Raw genomic sequence first — 19983 nt, 5'->3', positions numbered from 1 at the left:
GGATAGCCTCTCATGAACATCACGATCAGACAGCTTCAGGCCTTTCGGGAAGTGATGCAGACAGGTTCCATTTCCGAAGCGGCAAGAACCCTGGGGCGTACCCAGCCTGCTGTCAGTCACATGATTGCCAGTCTGGAAGAAGAGCTCGGCACACCGCTTTTCGAAAGACAGCGCGGGCGTCTCTTTCCCATGCCCGAAGCCAACTTTTTCTCGTCGGAAACAGAGGCCATCCTTCAGCAGCTCTCAAGCACCTGCAAGGTCATGAGTGACATGGGGCGCCTTCAGGAAGGACGACTTCGCATTGTATCGATGCCAGCCTCGTCACAGTTCTTCTTTCCCCGCCTGATTGCCGATTTTGTAAAGGACAAACCCAAGGTCCAGGTGTCGCTGATGATGCGAACATCCAGTACAATCCAGAAGTGGATTGCAGCACAGCAGTTCGACATCGGACTGGCCGAGACGCCCTATCCTGACCCGGCGCTGCTGGTCAGAAACTTCAATCTGCGGTGCGTTTGTGCCGTAACCCGGGATGACCCTCTCAGCGACAGGGAGGTCATCACAGCAGCCGATCTGTCCGGCAGACCAATGGCACTGCTTGATGAGGGGCACCCCAACAAACTTGAAACAGAAGCAGCCTTCAAGGCCGGAAAGTCCCGTCTGGTTCAGCGCTTTGAAGTGAACAACTTCCAGCTGGCCCTCCAACTGGCCGAACGGGGACTGTGCAACACCCTGTGCGATCCCCTGACAGCCAACAGCTACAGGGAATACAACAGGGCCGAGCCCAGACTTGTCTTCAAGCCCTTTGAGCCGTCTGTCAGTCTTGCAGTCTCCCTTCTGCAACCTGCGCACAGGCCCGCATCAACACTGGTCTCCGCCTTTGCCGACAAATTAACCGCCGAGCTGGAAGGCCTGGAAGAACCGGTCTGATTTACAAAATCCGTAACAGATCGCCAAACCATCTTTTGGGACAGACAAAAGTCTGCCTTTTACATTCTGCGCTCTGACAAGCTGTCCCCGGTTTTCATTTCCACGCCATGAACCAAACAGCAGCAAAGGGGCCGGAAAATCCGACCCCTTTTGATCCGGTTTCCTTGCAGTCTGCTCCGCTCTTCGGAACAGATGGTCCAACCTGTCAGCTTGTCTGGGCGTTATGCCCGAAATAAAGGAATTCGCGATCCATCTGCGCGATTTCCTCTGCCGCAAGCTGCAAGCTCGCACTGCCAAGCATCTTGTAGCTCTTCTGATCCTTGACCCAGTCATCGGCTGTTTGCAGTGTCGACAGGGTGTAGGTTGTTGTTTCGCTCAGATAGTGGGTCGGGATGACCACTTTCGGCTTCAGACGGTCCACAATGCTGTTGGCCTGCTCATAGGACAGGATGTGTTCGGAACCATCCACAGGCAAGGTCAGGACATCCACACGACCAATCGCCTCCCAGAATTCAGGCCCCGGATCAGGGCGATTGTCCCCCCAGATCAGGGTCCGGACACCACCGGTTTCCACCACATAGACCACCATGTCCATATGTCCGACATTGTCAGGCGGACAGGCATTGACCCCGAACTCTGCAAGCGCGTTGGTCCAGTTGTACCAGCCCGGTGCAACACAGGCGTGCTTGTCCGCAAATCCTGTGATTTTAAGGTCAGCAAACTCGAACGCGCCAACCATGCGATCCAGAACCATCGTGGACACGGGGCGGTCGATTGCATCATGGTCAAAATGCGTGTGGGTCGACATTGTGATGTCAACAGGTGTCTCGGCAAACTCCTGTTTGAACCAGAGCCCCCACGCCCCGGACGGATCATCGCGCCAGGGGTCAAACATAATCGTTGCGCCGCCCGGTGATGTGATTTTCAGTGCACAGTGACCGTAGTAGTCAAAGCCCACAGCACCATCCGGAAAGCTGGCGGCATTCTGCAGCTCGATCACGTGATTGTTGTTGCCCGGCTGTGTCCAGTCTGTTGACTGGGCCCTGGTTTCGGATGGCGTCACCAGAGCCGCAGCCGCACCGACACCGGCAGCTCCAGCCGCAGCAAAGAAGGAACGACGGGACAGGCCTTCGGCCATTTCATCCTTGCGACCATCCACGACAACCGGTTTCAAATCTTTCTTATCCATTTTTCTGCTCCCTGAATTTTTTCTGTAAAATCAGGGTAAGGAAAAACGAAACCTCGCCATCCCCAGAAAAATGACAGCAAAATATGGGTAAGCACCCCATATTCACAGAATATTTCCCAGATCAGTCAATGAGATAGACAGGCAAGATGTTGTCTTAAATTCTGGTGCCGCTTTAATCCGAGTTTCTGCCGGATGTTGTTGCGATGAAAGTCGATCGTGCTGGTCTCCCGCGACAGGACATTGGCAATTTCCTTGGTCGTGCGCCCATAGAGGATCAATTGTACAATCTCTGTTTCCGTCGGTGTCAGCCGTTCCAGAGCCTGTGCCACGTCCGACGATACAATGGTCGAGAGCCCTTCCAGATTTTCACTGATCATATCCAGATAAACAGCCTCCACATCCTCATCGGAATGGAGTTGACGCAGCTTCGTCACAAGGGGCAGGATCAATTCCCTGATCTGGTCATAGACCCTCTGTTCGGCGTCCTTTCTTCTCTCTTCAACATTGTCGACCAGCACCCGGAGCGCAATGTTCGCCTCTTCCAGAGCCTTGGTCCGCCGCTCAATCTTCGCCTCCTGGCTTGCCAGTGTTTCCCGCAGGGTCTGCTGGACAGTCTTGCGACGCTCCACTTCCATCAGCATGGCCAGATCATCTTCGACAACACCACAGAATTCCTGCAACCCCTTGCGAAAGAGCAGGGCTTTTTCATTGCGGCTGCGATCCAGAACACAGATGGTGCCGAAAACACCACCATCAGGCCATTTGATGGGATAACCGATATAGAAACCCATCTCGTCGGCCTCCAGATCCTCGTTGCAGGACCAGCGCGGATCACAGGCCGCATCTTCCACGACAAGTTCCCCGTCGTTCTGCAAAACACCGAAACAGTAAAGGTTTTCATGCAGGGTGAAACTCTGCCCGACGACGTAGGGGTTTTCCGGGGACGCACTGGACACAGCAACGGAATGATCAGGGGGCAGAGTGCGCATAATCAGCGTTGCCGGAACATCGGCAATTTCAGAAATGAGATCGACCATACGCTGCCATTTTTCCCGCGTACGCTCGGGGATATCCGGTCTTGGGGTAGTCATGGTGATCAACCTCCAACAGGGCCTGAAGCAAGGTCTGCCCTCCCACAGCCACGTCCCCGAAGCTCCCGTCTGAACAGCGAACTCCCCGAGACAGCTTTTACGCCGTAAAGGCGACAGACAAGGGGCATTATAACCATGGCTGCAAAAAGAATACAAAAGGCAGGCTCAAAGGTCCGGCAAGCGTCACAGGGCTCCGGCAGAAACGCAAAGGTTTCCCCTATCCCCTGCTCTTCAGATCCCTGATCAGATCATCAATCTGTTTGTCGTTCAGCGTTCCTATTTTTTCGGACAGGAGATTGGCCAGCTCTGTGGCCTTCGGGGACAGACCGGCCGTGTTGATGGCAACCTTGGGATCAGAACGCCTGGCCAGGGCTTCCAGTTCCTCGGCTTCATCCCAGATAATATTGAGATACTGACAGACCCGGTGCACAAAGCGTTTGCTCGGGACCGATTTTCTTCCGTGTTCCAGCGCGGAAAGGTAAGCCGAGGTGACACCCAGGCCCTTCGCCATCTCCTTGAGGGTCAGATTGCGCTCTGCCCTGATCTCCCGTAATCGTGCTCCAAAAGGTGTCATGGTTCTTCGCCTTACAAGCGCTTGCGGCTTTTCGGTTTGCGTCTTGGCACAGGCTTCAGGGCTTCCGACGATCGCTCCCTGCCTCCCAGTCCTTTCAGGGACGGTTCATCCGGCAGGCGACGGCGTTTCAGCATGACGTAAAGCGCCCCGGTTCCACCGTGATGATGCCGCGCCGTCGTAAAGGCCAGAACCCTGCTGCGGGAGGGAGCCATGTTCAGCCAGTCCGGGACACGGGCCTTCAGTACACCGTCCGATCCGGCTGCAGTTCCCTTCCCTGTGATCACAAGAACACACCTCAGGTTCCGTTCCCAGCAATCGGCAATATAACCGTCCAGTGCCGCATGGGCCTGTTGCTGGCTCATACCGTGCAGATCAAGCACCGCATCCATCGGCAAGAGGCCCTTGCGAAAGCGATCGGCCTGTCTGCGATCCATCCCGTCCAGATTGCCGGATCCCAGAAGGCCTTCTGCCCGGGGTTCGAGAGCCTGGGGACGCGCTGTTTTGGGCGCTTCCCGCCAGGGCACAAAGTCCTGCTCCGGCTGAGGGGGGCGCGGCGCATCCTCATAGAGCTCCTCCGGCATGGGCAGGGGACGGCCAAAGCTGAAATTGTCCCTCTTTTCCAGCGGATTGACTGTCTTCAGAACGTACCCCCAAAGCTCCATGTCTCCCGGCACAGCCTTTTTTCTGCCCGGTCCGCCACTGTCAGGACGTGCTCCAGCCGTTCCGGTTCCCTTTGAAGAACCGGATTTGCCTTTGCTGTTCTGACGTGTGCTTTTGCCCAAGGGGAGTTCCTTTTTGAACGACTTCAGTCTTCTTGCTACTGGAGCAAGCGATTCAAGGCAAGAGAGACTTGCATGCCTCAATCCGGGCGCTTAGGCTGTTCGCTCAATTCCAAGGGAGACACAGGCATGGAAAAAGTTGCTTTTCTGGGTTTGGGCGTCATGGGCTATCCAATGGCCGGGCACCTGAAAGCCAAAGGGTATGATGTTGTTGTTTATAACCGCACTGCAGCAAAGGCGGAAAAATGGGTTCAGGAACACGGCGGTTCCTTTGCAACGACACCCCGGGAAGCCGCAGAAGGCTGTGATATTGTTTTTGCCTGCGTTGGCAATGATGATGATCTGCGATCCGTTACCATTGGCGCTGACGGAGCCTTCGAAGGCATGAAGGAAGGCTCTGTTTTTGTGGACAACACAACCACTTCGGCAGATGTTGCACGCGAACTGGATGAAGCAGCTCGTGAAAGGGGCTTTGCCTTTGTGGACGCCCCGGTTTCAGGTGGTCAGGCAGGCGCGGAAAACGGTGTTCTGACTGTCATGTGCGGCGGAGATACCGAAGCCTTTAACAAAATGCATCGCGCGGCAGAATCCTTCGCCCGGGCGGTCACCCTGATGGGACCGGTCGGTGCTGGCCAGTTGACCAAGATGGCCAACCAGATCTGTATCGGTGGCCTCATTCAGGGCCTCAGCGAGGCTCTCAACTTTGCTCAGCGCGCCAACCTGAACACAGATCAGGTTATCAGTGTTATCTCCAAGGGTGCTGCCGGGTCATGGCAGATGGAAAACCGCGGGACAACCATGTGCAAGGGTGAATTCGAGTTTGGTTTTGCCGTCGACTGGATGCGCAAGGATCTGGACATCTGCCTGAACGAGGCCGAACGGAACGGAGCACGCCTGCCCATCACGGCCCTTGTCGATCAGCTTTATGCACAGGTCCAGGCACGTGGTGGCGGTCGATGGGACACATCCAGTCTGATCCATCTCCTCCAGAACGACTGGAAGCCGTCATCCAAATAGGAAACAAAGAAAAGGCAGCCTCTCCCCTCTAAAAGAGGCTGCCTCAAGTTTATGCAACCGGCTCCAGGAGCCTAGTCCGCATAGTGAATCAGTGTTGGGTCCTCGCGATCCAGAACCACGCGGACAGGGGCCGCAAGAACAGAAGCAGCCTTCCCGGCCTGTGTCAGAGCTGCCCGCTTTTCCTCTCCTGTTATCAGCAGATGGACGACCCCGGCCATCCGGAAAACCGGTGCCGTCAGGGTCAGGCGGGGTTCATCCGCACCGGGTGCCCTCATGGGAAGCAGAACCGGCGCCCTGCAATCAAGAGCCCGGGCGAGCAGGTCTCCACCGGGGAAGAGTGAGGCAGTGTGCATGTCTGCCCCCATGCCAAGCACACACACATCCAGCGGCAGCACCGCCTGCACACGCTCCTGCAGCAGGTCCAGAACGCGTTCCGGAGTGGCGGCCTCTTCATAGAGCGGGACATAGTTTGCCTCTGCAGCTTCTTCCTGCAAAAGGGTCTGCCGGATCAATGCCGTATTGGAACGCGGGGAACTCTCGGGAACAAAGCGCTCATCTGTCAGCAGGACAGAAACCCTGCTCCAGTCCAGCTTGATGGCCCGCAGATGTTCGAAGAAAGGCCCCGGTGTTGTCCCTCCGGGAACAGCCAGAGACGCAGATCCCTTTTGCATCAGGGCCCTTTTCAATTCTTCAGCCACCAGTCCGGCAAGTTCCTTCATCAGGCTGCTTCGACCGGGGTACTGTCTGAACTCAGTCATTTTCTATCTCCCGCCAGCGCCGGTTGTCACGATGCAAAAGCATCAGGGCATCCTCCGGCCCGGAAGAGCCGCTGTCATAAGGACGCGGGATGTCTCCGGCCTCGTCCCACGCGGCAATAACACTGTCTGTCCAATGCCAGGCAGCCTCGACCTCGTCTCCGCGCATGAAAAGCGTCTGATCACCACGGATCACATCCATCAAAAGACGTTCGTAGGCATCCGGCACCTCGACCCCGTCACGGGCATTCAGCTCGGCAAAGGTCATATCCAGAGGCACCTCTTTCAAGCGGATACCACCGGGACCAGGCTCCTTGATCAGAACATGCAACTTGATCGCCTCACCCGGTTGCAAGCGGATAATCAGTGTGTTCCCCGCCAGCGAACCGGTCTGACCGGCAAAGATATTGTGCGGCGGCTCCTTGAAGGCGATTGCAATTTCCGTCAGACGGGACCGCAAACGCTTGCCCGTGCGCAGATAGAACGGCGTTCCGGACCAGCGCCAGTTTCCGACATGGGCCTTGAGAGCAATAAAGCTCTCGGTCCGGCTGGTCTCGTTCCCGACATCCTCAAGATAGGAGCCACGGCTGGAATCCCCCCGATACTGTCCCCGAACGATCTGCCCGGCCGTAACCTCTTCCAGCGCACTGATCACCTTGAGCTTCTCGTTGCGGATATCATTCGGAGCGATACTGGCAGGCGCTTCCATTGCCGTCAGACAAAGCAGCTGCATCAGGTGATTCTGCACCATGTCACGCATGGCCCCGGACCGGTCATAATAGGCTCCCCGGCCCTCAACACCGATTTCCTCGGACGCCGTAATCTGGACATGATCAATGTAATGGGAATTCCACAGCGGCTCAAACAGGACATTCGCAAACCGCAACGCCAGCAGGTTCTGGACGGTTTCCTTGCCCAGATAGTGATCAATCCGGTAGATCTGCGCCTCGTCGAAACAGCGGGAAAGAGCCGCATTGAGCGCCTTTGCACTGGGCAGGTCATGCCCGAACGGTTTCTCCACCACCAGACGGCTCTGTGCTGTCGCAATGGAATGGCTTGTCAGGCGTGCCGACAGTTCCGCAAACAGCGAGGGCGCAACCGAGAAATAGAAACTGCGGATCACATCATCACGAAGGGTCTCCTGCAGCTCCTTCCAGCCGTCATCACCAAAGGCATCAAGCTGTACATAGGAACACTGCTCGAGGAATGCCTCGATCAGTGCCTTGTCCTTGTGGCGCTCATCCAGAAAGGTCTCCAGAGCTTCCCGGACCAGAGAACGGAAGTCTTCATTGCTTTTGCTGCTGTGAGCAGCGGCAATGATCCGTGCTGTTTCCGGCATCTGCCCCGCCAGCCTGCGGCGGTAAAGGGCGGGCAGAATTTTTCTCCGCGCCAGATCCCCCGATCCACCAAAGATCACCAGATCAAAGTCTTCAACAGCGATCACCTTCGCAACCATTTGTCTCTCCGCTTGCCTGTCCTGCTCTTCCTGCCGGGCCTTTTTCTTTCTCAAAACCCGGCAGCCTCTCGCGCCAGAATTTCAATCTCGCGCCACTGTCCCGCCTGCATCAAAGCTTTCGGAGCAACCCAGGACCCACCGGCACAGACGACATTTGGCAGTCCAAGATAGGATCGCGCATTGTCCGGTGTCAGTCCACCTGTCGGGCAAAACTTCAGCTGCGGCAGGGGACCATTCAGGGCCTTCAGCAGGGCTGCACCACCTGCAGCCTCCGCCGGAAAAAACTTTGCAAAACGATAGCCCCGCTCCAGCAGAGCCATCCCTTCCGAAGCTGTTGCCACACCAGCAAGCAAAGGCAGGCTGAACTCCTCGCAGGCCTCAATCAGGGCATCAGTCGCACCGGGGGACACCGCAAACCGGGCCCCTGCTTCCTTGCTGGCCTTCACATCATCACGGCACAGAACAGTTCCCGCGCCAACGATGCCACCTTCGACAGAAGACATGGCCCTGATGACATCCAGCGCCGCTTTCGTTCGAAGGGTGACTTCAAGAACCGGAAGCCCTCCGGCCACCAGAGCTCTTGCCAGAGGCTCGGCATGGGCCACATCTTCCACCACAAGAACCGGAACAATGGGCGCCTTTGAGCAAATCTGCTCCAACTGTTGGTTGGCGCTTTCAGCAGTAAACGTCATATCAAACCTCGAAAATCGATGCGCCCTGACCGGCAGGACCTACATTCTGACGGAAAAGAGCAAAAAGCTCACGCCCCAATCCTTCGTGACTGGCAGAAAGATCCGGTATCTCGAAGGAACGCTCCAGAACGGACGGGTCCAGGATTTCCAGCTTTCCGCCAGTGGCATCAACCCGGACAAGATCTCCATCACGCAACCGGGCAATTGGTCCTCCGTCGAGGGCTTCCGGACTCACGTGAATGGCAGCAGGCACCTTGCCGGAAGCACCGGACATACGACCGTCGGTGACCAGAGCAACGCGATAGCCCAGATCCTGCAGGACCGACAGCATGGGCGTCAGGCTGTGAAGCTCCGGCATGCCGTTTGCCTTTGGCCCCTGATAGCGCACAACGACGATGACATCCTTGTGCAGTTCACCCTTTTCAAAAGCATCCTTGACCTCGGCCTGATCCTGATAGACCTGGACCGGAGCTTCAATAACATGGCGCTCGGGTGCTACGGCAGAAACCTTCATCACGGCCGTTCCCAGAGTTCCGTCAAGACGCTTCAGTCCTCCCTTGTCCTGGAAGGGATTGTCAATGTGGCGGACAATTTCCTCATCAAGCGAGCGTCCGGCACCGGCAACCCAGCTGACCTCACCGTCCCCGTCAAAGCGCGGCTCCTGCGTGTAAAGCTCCATTCCGTCCCCGGCCACTGTGGTCACGTCATCGTGCAGGAGGCCTCCCTTGAGAAGCTCTCCCACAACCAGCCCCAGACCACCGGCAGCATGGAAATGATTCACATCGGCCTGCCCGTTCGGATAGACACGCGTGAGCAGGGGTATCACCTCCGAAAGATCGGCAAAGTCTTCCCATGTGATGATCACACCGGCCGCACGTGCCATCGCCAGAAGGTGGATCAGCAGATTTGTCGATCCGCCTGTTGCATTCAGCCCGACAATGCCGTTTACAACAGCCCGCTCGTCCAGAATGTGGGCAACAGGCCTGAAATCATTGCCCATTGCCGTGATTTCCAGCGCCCGCTTGGCCCCGGCCTGAGTCAGGGCTGCCCGAATATCCGTACCAGGGTTCACAAAGCTCGACCCCGGCAACTGGAGTCCCATGAATTCCATGAGCATCTGATTGGAGTTGGCTGTTCCGTAAAAGGTACAGGTGCCCGGACCGTGATAGGAAGCCATTTCGGACTTGAGAAGCTCATCACGCCCGATCAGCCCCTTGGAATAGTCCTGTCGCACACGGGCCTTTTCGGAGTTTGAAATGCCGGACGTCATGGGACCAGCCGGGATAAAAACTGCTGGCAAGTGACCAAAGGTTGCTGCCGCAATCACAAGACCGGGGACGATCTTGTCACAAACCCCCAGAAAGACCGCGCAGTCGTAGACATTGTGAGACAGGGCGATGGAAGAGGACATCGCAATAAGGTCCCGGGAAAAGAGCGAGAGATCCATCCCGTCCTGCCCCTGTGTCACGCCGTCACACATTGCCGGAACACCTCCGGCGACCTGCGCTGTTGCTCCGACAGATCTGGCCGCTTCACGGATGATATCCGGATAACGCTCATAAGGCTGATGGGCGGAAAGCATGTCATTGTAGGCCGTGACGATCCCGAGATTGGGTGTTCTCGCATCCGCCAGCTTGCCCTTGTCCGCAGGAGAACAGGCTGCGAAGGCATGGGCCAGGTTTCCACAGGCCATCATCCCCCGTCCAGGCCCCTGGGCAATGGCCCGGTCAACCTTCGCCAGATAGGCCGCACGACTTTTGGCGCTTCGCTCACGAATGCGATCTGTCACCCGCCTGACTGAATCCTGAAGCGGCGTTCCCATTGCTCATCTCCTCCTGAACAGCGCTTTATGTTGAAAAACATTATATGTTAGCGCTAACATAATTCCGACAATAAAGGAGTCTTTCCAACTCTTCAAGCCTTCAGGACTGTTTATTTTGTGATGTTTTTGCTAAAGCAGTCATTCCCTTTGCAACGATGACCAGCATGTGGACCCGACGCCGATGAACAGAAAACCGACCCTCAAGGATGTTGCCCTTCTGGCAGAGGTCAGTGAAATGACAGCATCCCGCGTTTTGAGAGGCGTCGGTGACGTGTCCCCGAAAACGCGTGAGCGCGTCCGCCATGCCGTGCAGGAGCTCGGATATGTGCCCAACAGGATTGCCGGCGGACTGGCATCACGCTCGGTCAATCTTGTCGCCGTCATTGTGCCCTCCATCCGCAACTATGTTTTTCCGGATGTGCTGACAGGTATTTCCGATGCCCTGTCAGGCTCCCTGCTTCAACCTGTGTTCGGTATTTCCAATTACGATCCGGATCAGGAAGAACGCGTGATCGCCGACATGCTGTCCTGGCAGCCCCGGGGCCTGATCATTGCCGGGCTGCACCACACAGAGATCGCAACAAAAATGCTGGCTGCTGCAGACATTCCGATTGTGGAGATCATGGATTGCGACGGAACGCCCGTTGATGCCTGCGTCGGAATCTCCCACAGACAGGCCGGGCAGGACATGGCCAGACTGATTCTGGAACGCGGTTACAGCAGGATTGGCTTTGCCGGCACCCAGATGCCTCTGGATTTCCGCGCGGGCAAGCGCCTGAAGGGGTTCGAAGACACGCTGGGCGAGGCCGGACTGCAACTACACGATCAGATCTATTATGATGAGCATTCCTCAACGGCCAAGGGCCGGGAAATGACCGCCGCCCTGCTGGAACGCAGCCCTGATCTGGACTGCATTTACTATTCAAGCGACCTGCTCGCAGCCGGTGGTATCATGCACTGCATGAGCAACGGCCTGACAATCCCTGATGATATTGCACTGGCAGGTTTCAACGGCCTCGAGATGCTTGACGGCTTCCCCATTGAACTGGCGACAAGTCATGTTCCGCGTTACGACATCGGCTTCAGAGCGGCACAACATGTTCTGGATGCCTCCCGAAACAGGGACAGTCAGGCGTCCCGTCCGGACCTCATCGATCAGCTGGAGCTGAAAACCAGCGCCGGAGAAACGCTCTAACCATCAAGGGGCTGGTAGCGCATGGCGTTCATTGCGCCCAGCAGGCCGAAGTCTCCATTGCCATAGAGATAAACGGAAAAGGCTTCACGGAAAGGCGTGTGCCGCCCCCCTTCATTAAAGGCTTTCAGAAAAACAGGGAGATCAAATATCCAGCTGTTGGCCTGAAGAACACCCCCGGTCAGGAAAACGCCACCACTCGCGGACAGGGTCAGGGCCAGATCCCCGGCAACCGCTCCCAGATAATGGCAGAACAGCTCAACAGCCTGCGAAGACAGCCCATCCGGATGAGCCTTTGCCTCGGCAAAAATTCCGGCGGCCTGCAGATTGCTGACGTCCCTGCCATTGATCTCCTCCAGCGCCCGTTGCACAAAGGGCAAGCCCGTACCACTGACAATCGCTTCAGCTTCCAGCGCAAATCCCGCCCCCATCACCACTTCCGGCCAAATGGACGACAGAGCATCAAAAAGCGCGACATGCTCCCGGCACTCGGGCGCGATGCGAATATGCCCGCCTTCTCCCTGAACAACATGAGGCTGCCTTCCGGCCCAGACCTGCGCTCCGACTCCCAGACCGGTTCCCGGCCCGACAATCAGACGGTTTCCTGTTGGTACGGGGGATTGCTCCTGTGCCGCGATCATCGTCCCCTGCAGAAGGGTCAAATCCTCCGGAACCGCCGTGACGAGGGACCAGGCCGCCGCTTCAAAATCATTGATGATCCGGGCAGTCCGGCTCCCTGTTGCACGGACAAGACCACTTGCTTCCAGAACCTGATTGGCATTGGTCAGTCTGACAGAACCGTTCCGGACGAGACCGGCTGCAGCCACCTCGACATGATCCGGGGAAGACCCGACTTCCCCGACAAAATCCGCAAAGACGTCCGTCAGGGAATGATCACCATCCGTCTGATAGCGCGCGCGGGAGACAATCCTGTTGTCCTCCACAACGGCCAGACGCGCATTGGTCCCGCCAATATCCGCAACCAAACTCCAGGATTTACCGGTGACAGGCTTCTCAATCGTCATGATCTGATTTCCGCATTCGGGTCAAAGAGAGGCCGCAGTCTGCATCTTTTGTCCTGCTCCATCAAGCCCGGCAGGTATCCCGTACAGCAGGAAGAGGAAAAGTTTCACCCCTTTCCCGACTGACAGGAAAACCCGGACCATCTGTCATGACCCGAGGGCCAGCCCCTGCTCGTCGAAGAAATGCATCCTGTCCGCCCGGAAGGAAAGGCCAGTCTTCTCTCCGGCCCTGAGGGTATTTTCCCCGTCCGCGCGCACAGAAACCTTCCCGAGCGGACCACAGTCAACAATCAGGAAAACATCCGAGCCCAGATACTCGACGATATCGACAACACCGGAACAGTGCCCCTGTCCGGATGCAACCAGATCAATCGCTTCCGGACGAATCCCCAGATGAGTGGCAACGCCGTCAACCGGCATGGCGCCACCCCCTTCGCCTTCCAGTTCGAACCGTCCGGCATTCCCGTGACAGGGCAGGATATTCATCTTCGGGGAACCGATGAACTGGGCCACGAACAGATTGGCCGGTGCTTCATAAAGCTCCCGCGGCGTACCAACCTGCTGAATATGCCCGCCTTCAAGCACAACGATACGATCTGCGAGTGTCATGGCTTCAACCTGATCATGCGTCACATAGATCATCGTGGCATTAAGCTGCTGATGCAGCTTGGCAATTTCGTAGCGCATTTCCACACGCAGGGCGGCATCCAGATTGGAAAGGGGCTCATCAAACAGGAAGGCCGTCGGGTTGCGGACAATGGATCGTCCAATGGCCACACGCTGCCGCTGCCCGCCGGACAGTTCTTTGGGGCGGCGCTCCAGATAGTCCTCGAGACGCAGAGCCTGTGCCGCAGCATTAACCTTCTCGTCGATCTCCGACTTTGGATGTCCGGCTGTTCGAAGACCAAAGCCCATGTTGTCGCGCACATTCATGTGCGGATAAAGCGCATAGGACTGAAAAACCATGGACAGCCCGCGCCTGGCAGGCGGCTCGGCGGTCACGTCACGGCCCTCGATCATGATTTGCCCCCGGCTCGTTTCCTCAAGCCCGGCGATCATACGCAGGAGGGTCGACTTGCCACAGCCCGACGGTCCGACAAAGATGATGAACTCCCCCTGCCGGATTTCCAGGTCAATCCCCTTGATCACCTGCAGGCTGTCTGTGTACCACTTTTCAACGGATTTCAGTTCAATTGATGATGTCATTCCTCGTCCCTCACCCTTCCCTTGCAATCCATGCAAGCCAGACTGCTGCCGTCCAGGAGAAAGCATCACCTCCCGCAGCAGATCCGTCTTCGGGATTGAAATATTCAGCAAAACCGTTCCGGCCAATCAGATCCCGACAGTCCTTGCGGATTTTTGCAGCCTGTTCCCCGTGCCCGGTTTCTTCCAGGCCAAGTCCGATCAGCGTGTTCACCACAGCCCAGATCGGCCCGCGCCAGTATCGTCTGGCATTGAACTGCGCATTTGCCGGATCAAGGCTCGGAATTGCATAGGTGCTTTCTTCCAGAACCCGGTTGAGCGGGACAAGCATCCGCGCATCGTCCACACCGCCATACCAGCACAGAAAGGAAGCCGAGGTGATGGACCCCGAAAACTCTCCGGTCCGCAGATCTCTCGAGTCATAGGAGCCAATCTCCGCGTTCCACAGCAGCTCCACACCCTTTTCCAGACGGGCAATCCATTGATCCAGCTCGGCCGTATCCTTTCCCAGCTGGTCTGCCAGCCACCTCAGGTCGCGATGAGCCCGCAAGAGGATAAAGCTCAGGGTCGGATCAGCAACACGAAAAGGCCCCGCATCGCGAATAACCGCCTCGTCCCAGCCGTTGTCCCTGCCGAACTTCACAATGGCCATGTAACGATCGTAATCGTATTTGGTCGGACGCATGGAGGCATCGACATGCGATGTATCCTTGCGCTCATAGGGCTCGATACCGCCTGGATCGACATTGGCGAGCGCCTTGTCCCAGTCCGTTGCATTGTCGCGTCCTGATTCCCAGGGATGGATCACACAAACCGCACCGCTTTCAGCACGCCATTCCATAAACCAGCGATGCCACTCCAGAAGCCTTGCATAAAGCCCCTGCATTTTCACAGCGCCCAGTTCCGGGTCCTGCTCGAAGGTCTTGCGGGCAAAGGTGGCTGCAACAGGGGGCTGGGTGATCCCGGAAGACGGCACCCTGCCGTTTGTTCCCCAGGCCTCAGGTCCGGGGAAATAGCCGTCATCCTGCTGGTGATACAGGATATGTGGCACCATCCCGTTGTCCCACTGCCCGCTGAACAGCGTTTCAAGCTCAAGCCAGGCGCGTTCCACATCAAACTGGGCAAAGCCGAATGCCGCAAAGGCACTGTCCCAGTTCCACTGATAGGGATACAGACCTGCCGTGGGGATCGTATAGCCCCCCCGGTCATTGCCCCGCAAAATGGCCCGGGCCTGTTCGTTCATTGACTGCACATTCAAATCTTTCATTCCTGCGTTACCCCTTCACCGAACCTGCAGCCAGTCCTTTGGTCATGAAGCGCTCAAGGAACAGGAACAGGGCCATAATGGGTACAGTTGCGATCACCGCACCGGCCATCAGGTGTTGTCGGGGGATTTCTGACGAATTCAGCATGGCAACACCACGCGTGAGTGTAAATTTGGCCGGATCATCCAGCAGCATGAAAGCCAGCAGGAATTCATTCCAGGCGATCATGAAAACATAAAGCGAGACCGAGGCCAGAGCAGGCCGCGCCAAAGGCAGGGTAATCTTCCAGATCACTTCCAGACGGGACAGGCCGTCCATGAGTCCGGCCTCTTCAACCTCTGCCGGCAGATCCCGGAAATAGCCCTGAAGCATGTAAAGCGCGACCGGGAAAGTGGTCACCGGATAGATCATCAGCAGACCGGTCAGGGTGTTCCGCAAGCCAAGCATGGAAAAGCCGATATAGATCGGCAAGGCCAGAACAATCAGCGGCACCATGTAAATCAGCAGAATGGAACGGGACATCGCGGCCTGCCCCCGGAAACGCAGCCGCGCAATGGCATAGGCCCCCGGCACACTGAAAACCAGCGTGATCAAAACCGTCAGAACCGAGACAAACAGGGAGATCAGAAGATAGGACCCGAAATTGAACTGTGTGAAAAGCTCGTAGTAGGATCGGAACATATCCCAGCCCCTGTCCCATTCGACGGAGTAGTCCAGCGGATTGACCAGCAGGGCCTGCTGCCCCTTCAGACTGGTCATCACCATCACGTAGAAGGGAACGAGCACCATAGCTGTAAAGAAGACATATCCAAAAGCCGTCAGAAAGCGAATGATCGCCTCTTCAAACTGATGACGCGTCAAAAGCACGGCAGGCACATCCTCGAGCATCTTGCGCAAGGGGAAAACAAGGGACAGGACATACACGACCATTCCTGCCACCTGGGTTTTCCAGCTCAACTCAAGGCTCAGGGCAAAAGGTTCAAGCAGACTCAAAACCAGCACCGCAATCGCCGTAAGCCCGACAGCAAGGGGCCATGCAAACCCTCGCTGCACCACCAGGGCCGCCACAGCCCCCTGCAACAGGGCAACCAGCCACAAGGGCCTGACAGGCAGTCCCGTTGTAAAGGCCAGAACAGTGGTTACACAGGTGATCATCACCAGCCCCCAAAGGGCACCGATCACCGAAGAAAGAAGCAAACCGTGTCTCACAGGCCTTCCTCCTTGCTGATAAAGCGGAAAAAGAAAAGCATGAAGGTCAGAAGACAGGCAAAGATCACAACAGCCACAGCAGCACCTGCACCGATATTGGAAATTGCAAAGGCCTGCTCATAGACATTCACAGTCAAAGTCCGGGTTCCGGCATTGCCTCCGGTCAGGAGGAAGATGTCGTCGAACTTGTTAAAGGTCCAGATAAAGCGAAGAAGGAACAGGACAGAGAGAATACCCAGCAACTGTGGCAGGGACAGATACCAGAACTTCTGGAAGGGCGAGGCTCCATCCATGTCGGCAGCTTCATACATGTCACTGTCAATGGATTGCATCCGGGCCAGAATGAACAGGAAGGCCATCGGGAAATAACGCCAGATTTCAAAAACGGTCACCATAATCAGGGCCATCGGATCCTCACCGAAGAAATTGATCGGCGCACTGATCAGCTCCATCTGCATCAAAAGGGCATTGGCAGAGCCGGAAAAGGGGTCCAGCAGCGTCACCCAGGTAAAGGCAACAGCAATCACCGGAGCAACATAGGGGAAGAGGAACAAGCCCCGCAGAATTCCCTGCCCCCTGAAAGACTTATTGAGGATCAGAGCTGCCATCAATCCGACCACCAGCGCTCCGACAGTCCCGAAAACCGTATAGAAAAGCGTTGCCCAGAGGACGTTCAGAAAATCCGGGGCATGAAAAACACGCACAAAGTTGTCCAGGGTAAAGTCCGCATTGAACAGAATGGAACGGGCTTCGCCCGTCATCTCCGGCTCACTGTCACGAATATCGGGCGCAGCGTTCAGAAAGCCGTCCTGCACAATGGCCCCGATTTTCAGCTTTTCCCTGTGACCGGCTTCCCAGTCTCCCAGCTCACAGGTCAGGGCTGTTTCGCTCACCATACAGCGGGGATCAATATCGACAGCCTGCAACCCTGCAGGCCACTGATCCTGCAAACGGACAGAAGCAATCGGTTGCTGACGGGACGAGTTCCTCAGGCGATATTCAATCACCACCTGGTCTCCCGCTGCACCGGGCTTGCCTTTCAGACGTTCATAGACTGTGGGTTCCGGCGGCCGCAGATCTGCAAGCGTTACAGGCTTCACACTGATCCAGAACACAGCCAAAAGAGGCAGCAATACAACAAGGGCAACGCTGACAAGTGTTGGCGCCATAAGGCCCCAGGCCAGACGCGCTTCCCTCTTTGCCAAGGCTCCAGCTCTTGCAGGGGGCTGAACCGACAGGCTTTCCGATGTGGATTTGGACACGTTTCCACACTCCTGAAAATCACAGGGGACAAAGCCGGGCGGCTCATCCTGTCCGCCCGGCTCTCGTTGAAGGAGACTTACTGAATCCCGGCGACAGCTTCATCAATCAGGCGGACGGCCTCATCAGCCGTGATCTGATCGTCTGCGTACTGACGCGCAATCTGGTTGATTGTCTGGGAATTCACAATTTTGGACGCAAGGGCCAACTGGCCTTCCTCAACGCCCCAGCGTTTGGCCACGTTCAGTCCGCCCACAATCCCGTCAATCACATCAGCCGGATAGAAACTGGAAAGCGGAGCCTTGCGATCAACACCCACGGGCAGCTTCGCCCAGAGGTCAACAAACTTGCTGGCTTCCTCTGCATTGCCCTGGCGCACAGGAAACTTTCCTTCCGGCGCGATGGACAGCGTGCTTTCATAGCCCTGATCCATGGAATAGGACACAAACTGCTGGGCAACCTCGATGTTCGCATCAGACGTGATTCCGAAGTAGTTCATCTCCGCCCAGGCTGCTCCCTCAGGATTGGATGGACCGGAAAAAGTCGTCACAAACCCTGTCTTGCCGGCCAGCTCGGCGCTTGTCGGATCATTATTGATGGTCGGTGGCGCACTGTCACGCAGGCCCGCCAGTTCATCCAGAATAAAGGGAGACCAGATGATCATGGCGGCCTTACCGGCAAAATAGAGTTCCCGCGATTGCTTCCAGAACAGCTCCCCGGGTGGAGAGGCCTTCACAATGGTCCTGTAGAAATCCAGCACTTCGCGAGCCCTGACCGGATCCAGCTTTCGCACACCGTTTTCATCAACAGGCGAAACCCCGTTTGCCAGGAACAGGTGCTCCAGAGACTGGCTCATAAAGCCTTCATCAACCTTCGTCGCAGCAACAAAGCCGTAGAGTTCCGGCGGGTTGTGCAGTGCTTCGATTGCCTTGACCACATTTGCAAAATTTGTCGGCGCTTCCAGTCCTGCCGCTTCAAACAGATCTTTCCGGTAAACCACCATCTGCGTCCAGCCATCAACGGGAACGGAAGCATAGCCATCCGGAACAGAAGCCATGGAAAGCGCGCCCTGCGCAAAGCTCTCAGCCCCCAGTTCATCGACAACTTCAGTCGCCAGTTCGCTGTCCAGAATACCCGCTTCAACCCACGGCAGGGCGTATTGCAGGGAGTGATAGATCACATCCGGCAGATCACCGGCCGCGAAAGCTGCCGTCGCCCGCGTGCCAAGATCCTTCTCGGTAACGGGAATAACCTCAACCGAATGGCCTGTCTCTTTTTCGAAGGCTTCGGCCATCGCCTGCTGCTTGGCCAGACGGTCCGGCTGTTCCTCCACGGTCCAGAAACGGATTGTATCGGCCTGCGCAACACCCAGTGTCATCATCAGGCCCAGCGATGTGCCAGCAAGAAGCTGCCCCATTCGCGGCAAAACAGATGTCTTCATTCTTGTCTCCCTATTATCCTTGTTGACCTGCTCTTTGTGAGTCAGGACATTCCCCGCGGTGGACCGTGTGAAAGCCGTTCAACCAGCCTCGCCTCCTGCACCATCCGCAATTCTGCAACGTCTGCTCCCTTGATACGCTTCAGCAGCATATCCGCCAGAATGGCTCCGGCTTCCCCGTTATCAAACCTGAAAGTCGTCAGGGGCGGCGTCGCATATTCTCCTTCCGGCAAACCGTCATAGGCGATGACCGAAAGATCCCGTCCGATTGTGATTCCGCGTTTTTCGGCAGCGCGGTAAAGCCCCAGCGCCGCCTGATCGAGGGCGCAAACGATAGCTGTGGGCGGGTCATCCAGATCGAGGAGCGCTCCACCAAACTCTTCTCCGGACGGCTTGCTCACCACCCCCTTGCGCACCAGCTGTTCATCGACACTCAGCCCGGCCTTGTGCATGCCGGAGCGAAAACCCTCGTCCCGGAGCTGGGCGTACATGTAATGCTCATAGGCATTCAGGAAACCGATGCGGCGATGCCCCAGTCCGGCAAGCCTGAGAACAGCTTCCTCCATTGCCTTCTCGCTCCTGATGTCAAACCAGGCGCAGTCGTCGGAATTTCCGGTTCTGCCATAAAGGACAAAAGGCACCTGGGCGCGTTTCAGATAGGCAACTCGCGGATCAATCACGCGGGCACGCGGCAGAATGAAACCGTCTGCCTTTCGCTCCTCGACAAGTTGCTTGATGGTCTCGAGTACACCATCAAAGCTCGCCGCTGTTGCAACGGTCAGCGTCCAGCCTTCCTCGCTTGCCCTCTGGGAAATACCATCCAGGAAATCGGCCAGAAAGGGACGATGGCCGCTGTCGCTGTCAATATTGAGAACCAGACCCAGTGATCGGGCCTGCCCTGTCCGGATTGCCTGCGCATAGGCCAGCGGGCGATATCCGAGTTCCTCAGCAGCCTGCTTCACCCGCAACCGGGTTTTTTCCGCAATATCCGGATAACCGTTCAAAGCGCGGGATACCGTACTTTTTGACATGCCGAGATGCTGCGACAACTCAATGATTGTCACCCGCTTCTGCCGCACAGTCCCCATCGTT

18 protein-coding genes are annotated in these 19983 nt (G+C 56.7%); 3 read left to right on the top strand and 15 right to left on the bottom strand.

Features of this window, described 5'->3' with window-relative positions; translation table 11 throughout:
• The first annotated feature begins 12 nt into the window (after window positions 1-12).
• On the top strand, window positions 13-927 hold the full coding sequence (locus AAAH10_RS11185) for a LysR family transcriptional regulator (RefSeq protein WP_343563542.1): 915 nt from the start codon (window positions 13-15) through the stop codon (window positions 925-927).
• A gap of 205 nt (window positions 928-1132) precedes the next feature.
• On the opposite strand, the gene AAAH10_RS11180 is transcribed toward AAAH10_RS11185, so the two are convergent.
• From AAAH10_RS11180 to AAAH10_RS11165, 4 genes are all read right to left on the bottom strand, one after another.
• Window positions 1133-2116 (bottom strand): MBL fold metallo-hydrolase, encoded by a 984-nt coding sequence (locus AAAH10_RS11180; RefSeq protein WP_343563540.1) that lies wholly within the window; start codon window positions 2114-2116, stop codon window positions 1133-1135.
• A gap of 125 nt (window positions 2117-2241) precedes the next feature.
• Complete coding sequence (locus tag AAAH10_RS11175) at window positions 2242-3207, bottom strand: LuxR C-terminal-related transcriptional regulator (RefSeq protein ID WP_343563538.1); 966 nt, start codon at window positions 3205-3207, stop codon at window positions 2242-2244.
• Window positions 3208-3424: 217 nt separating this feature from the next.
• Window positions 3425-3781, bottom strand: coding sequence for a helix-turn-helix domain-containing protein (locus tag AAAH10_RS11170; RefSeq protein ID WP_343563536.1), 357 nt, complete (start codon window positions 3779-3781; stop codon window positions 3425-3427).
• 11 nt (window positions 3782-3792) lie between these two features.
• Window positions 3793-4563, bottom strand: a complete 771-nt coding sequence (locus AAAH10_RS11165; protein ID WP_343563534.1) for a Smr/MutS family protein — start codon at window positions 4561-4563, stop codon at window positions 3793-3795.
• 126 nt (window positions 4564-4689) lie between these two features.
• Between AAAH10_RS11165 and AAAH10_RS11160 the strand changes: the two genes are divergently transcribed.
• Window positions 4690-5577 carry an NAD(P)-dependent oxidoreductase gene (locus AAAH10_RS11160; RefSeq protein WP_343563532.1) on the top strand — a complete coding sequence of 296 codons (888 nt, stop codon included), beginning with the start codon at window positions 4690-4692 and terminating at the stop codon, window positions 5575-5577.
• Window positions 5578-5648: 71 nt separating this feature from the next.
• Here AAAH10_RS11160 and pgl read toward each other — a convergent pair whose 3' ends face one another.
• Genes pgl through edd form a run of 4 tightly spaced genes read right to left on the bottom strand, consistent with a single transcriptional unit; the run spans window position 5649 to window position 10302 of the window.
• Window positions 5649-6335 (bottom strand): 6-phosphogluconolactonase, encoded by a 687-nt coding sequence (pgl, locus tag AAAH10_RS11155; RefSeq protein WP_343563530.1) that lies wholly within the window; start codon window positions 6333-6335, stop codon window positions 5649-5651.
• Window positions 6328-7788, bottom strand: coding sequence for a glucose-6-phosphate dehydrogenase (gene zwf, locus AAAH10_RS11150; protein ID WP_343563528.1), 1461 nt, complete (start codon window positions 7786-7788; stop codon window positions 6328-6330). Before zwf ends, pgl begins: the two co-directional genes overlap by 8 nt.
• 50 nt (window positions 7789-7838) lie before the next feature.
• Entirely contained in the window at window positions 7839-8480 is a 642-nt protein-coding gene (gene eda, locus AAAH10_RS11145) for a bifunctional 4-hydroxy-2-oxoglutarate aldolase/2-dehydro-3-deoxy-phosphogluconate aldolase (RefSeq protein ID WP_343563526.1), read from the bottom strand.
• A gap of 1 nt (window position 8481) precedes the next feature.
• Complete coding sequence (gene edd, locus AAAH10_RS11140) at window positions 8482-10302, bottom strand: phosphogluconate dehydratase (protein WP_343563524.1); 1821 nt, start codon at window positions 10300-10302, stop codon at window positions 8482-8484.
• Window positions 10303-10483: 181 nt separating this feature from the next.
• Between edd and AAAH10_RS11135 the strand changes: the two genes are divergently transcribed.
• Window positions 10484-11497 carry a LacI family DNA-binding transcriptional regulator gene (locus AAAH10_RS11135; RefSeq protein WP_343563522.1) on the top strand — a complete coding sequence of 338 codons (1014 nt, stop codon included), beginning with the start codon at window positions 10484-10486 and terminating at the stop codon, window positions 11495-11497.
• On the opposite strand, the gene AAAH10_RS11130 is transcribed toward AAAH10_RS11135, so the two are convergent.
• The 7 genes from AAAH10_RS11130 to AAAH10_RS11100 all read right to left on the bottom strand — a co-directional run bounded on the left by AAAH10_RS11130 (window position 11494) and on the right by AAAH10_RS11100 (window position 19922).
• Window positions 11494-12519, bottom strand: a complete 1026-nt coding sequence (locus AAAH10_RS11130; RefSeq protein ID WP_343563520.1) for a glucokinase — start codon at window positions 12517-12519, stop codon at window positions 11494-11496. The two genes, AAAH10_RS11135 and AAAH10_RS11130, sit on opposite strands and share 4 nt — an antisense overlap.
• A gap of 144 nt (window positions 12520-12663) precedes the next feature.
• Window positions 12664-13722 (bottom strand): ABC transporter ATP-binding protein, encoded by a 1059-nt coding sequence (locus AAAH10_RS11125; RefSeq protein ID WP_343563518.1) that lies wholly within the window; start codon window positions 13720-13722, stop codon window positions 12664-12666.
• Between the two features lie 10 nt (window positions 13723-13732).
• Window positions 13733-14986 (bottom strand): MGH1-like glycoside hydrolase domain-containing protein, encoded by a 1254-nt coding sequence (locus AAAH10_RS11120; RefSeq protein ID WP_343563516.1) that lies wholly within the window; start codon window positions 14984-14986, stop codon window positions 13733-13735.
• Between the two features lie 7 nt (window positions 14987-14993).
• Entirely contained in the window at window positions 14994-16193 is a 1200-nt protein-coding gene (locus AAAH10_RS11115; RefSeq protein ID WP_343563514.1) for a carbohydrate ABC transporter permease, read from the bottom strand.
• Window positions 16190-17455 (bottom strand): carbohydrate ABC transporter permease, encoded by a 1266-nt coding sequence (locus AAAH10_RS11110; protein WP_343563512.1) that lies wholly within the window; start codon window positions 17453-17455, stop codon window positions 16190-16192. Before AAAH10_RS11110 ends, AAAH10_RS11115 begins: the two co-directional genes overlap by 4 nt.
• Window positions 17456-17532: 77 nt before the next feature.
• A complete protein-coding gene (locus tag AAAH10_RS11105) occupies window positions 17533-18894 on the bottom strand; it encodes an ABC transporter substrate-binding protein (protein ID WP_343563510.1) in 1362 nt (453 codons plus the stop codon).
• Window positions 18895-18935: 41 nt separating this feature from the next.
• Window positions 18936-19922, bottom strand: coding sequence for a substrate-binding domain-containing protein (locus AAAH10_RS11100; RefSeq protein WP_343563508.1), 987 nt, complete (start codon window positions 19920-19922; stop codon window positions 18936-18938).
• Window positions 19923-19983: the final 61 nt, after the last annotated feature.

The sequence above is a fragment of the Carbonatibacter coralli genome (assembly GCF_039592655.1).
GTDB lineage: Bacteria > Pseudomonadota > Alphaproteobacteria > Kiloniellales > Kiloniellaceae > Carbonatibacter > Carbonatibacter coralli.
The sequence above is the reverse complement of the archived record's forward strand: the minus strand, read 5'-3'. Positions and strand labels throughout refer to the sequence as shown.

Excerpts from the sequence above, each read along its gene's own strand:
- AAAH10_RS11135 (WP_343563522.1), top strand. The coding sequence starts at position 10,484 with ATGAACAGAAAACCGACCCTCAAGGATGTTGCCCTTCTGGCAGAGGTC.
- AAAH10_RS11160 (WP_343563532.1), top strand. The coding sequence starts at position 4,690 with ATGGAAAAAGTTGCTTTTCTGGGTTTGGGCGTCATGGGCTATCCAATG.
- AAAH10_RS11105 (WP_343563510.1), bottom strand. The coding sequence starts at position 18,894 with ATGAAGACATCTGTTTTGCCGCGAATGGGGCAGCTTCTTGCTGGCACA.
- AAAH10_RS11180 (WP_343563540.1), bottom strand. The coding sequence starts at position 2,116 with ATGGATAAGAAAGATTTGAAACCGGTTGTCGTGGATGGTCGCAAGGAT.
- AAAH10_RS11125 (WP_343563518.1), bottom strand. The coding sequence starts at position 13,722 with ATGACATCATCAATTGAACTGAAATCCGTTGAAAAGTGGTACACAGAC.
- AAAH10_RS11120 (WP_343563516.1), bottom strand. The coding sequence starts at position 14,986 with ATGAAAGATTTGAATGTGCAGTCAATGAACGAACAGGCCCGGGCCATT.
- AAAH10_RS11185 (WP_343563542.1), top strand. The coding sequence starts at position 13 with ATGAACATCACGATCAGACAGCTTCAGGCCTTTCGGGAAGTGATGCAG.
- pgl (WP_343563530.1), bottom strand. The coding sequence starts at position 6,335 with ATGACTGAGTTCAGACAGTACCCCGGTCGAAGCAGCCTGATGAAGGAA.
- edd (WP_343563524.1), bottom strand. The coding sequence starts at position 10,302 with ATGGGAACGCCGCTTCAGGATTCAGTCAGGCGGGTGACAGATCGCATT.
- AAAH10_RS11130 (WP_343563520.1), bottom strand. The coding sequence starts at position 12,519 with ATGACGATTGAGAAGCCTGTCACCGGTAAATCCTGGAGTTTGGTTGCG.
- zwf (WP_343563528.1), bottom strand. The coding sequence starts at position 7,788 with ATGGTTGCGAAGGTGATCGCTGTTGAAGACTTTGATCTGGTGATCTTT.
- eda (WP_343563526.1), bottom strand. The coding sequence starts at position 8,480 with ATGACGTTTACTGCTGAAAGCGCCAACCAACAGTTGGAGCAGATTTGC.
- AAAH10_RS11100 (WP_343563508.1), bottom strand. The coding sequence starts at position 19,922 with ATGTCAAAAAGTACGGTATCCCGCGCTTTGAACGGTTATCCGGATATT.
- AAAH10_RS11170 (WP_343563536.1), bottom strand. The coding sequence starts at position 3,781 with ATGACACCTTTTGGAGCACGATTACGGGAGATCAGGGCAGAGCGCAAT.
- AAAH10_RS11175 (WP_343563538.1), bottom strand. The coding sequence starts at position 3,207 with ATGACTACCCCAAGACCGGATATCCCCGAGCGTACGCGGGAAAAATGG.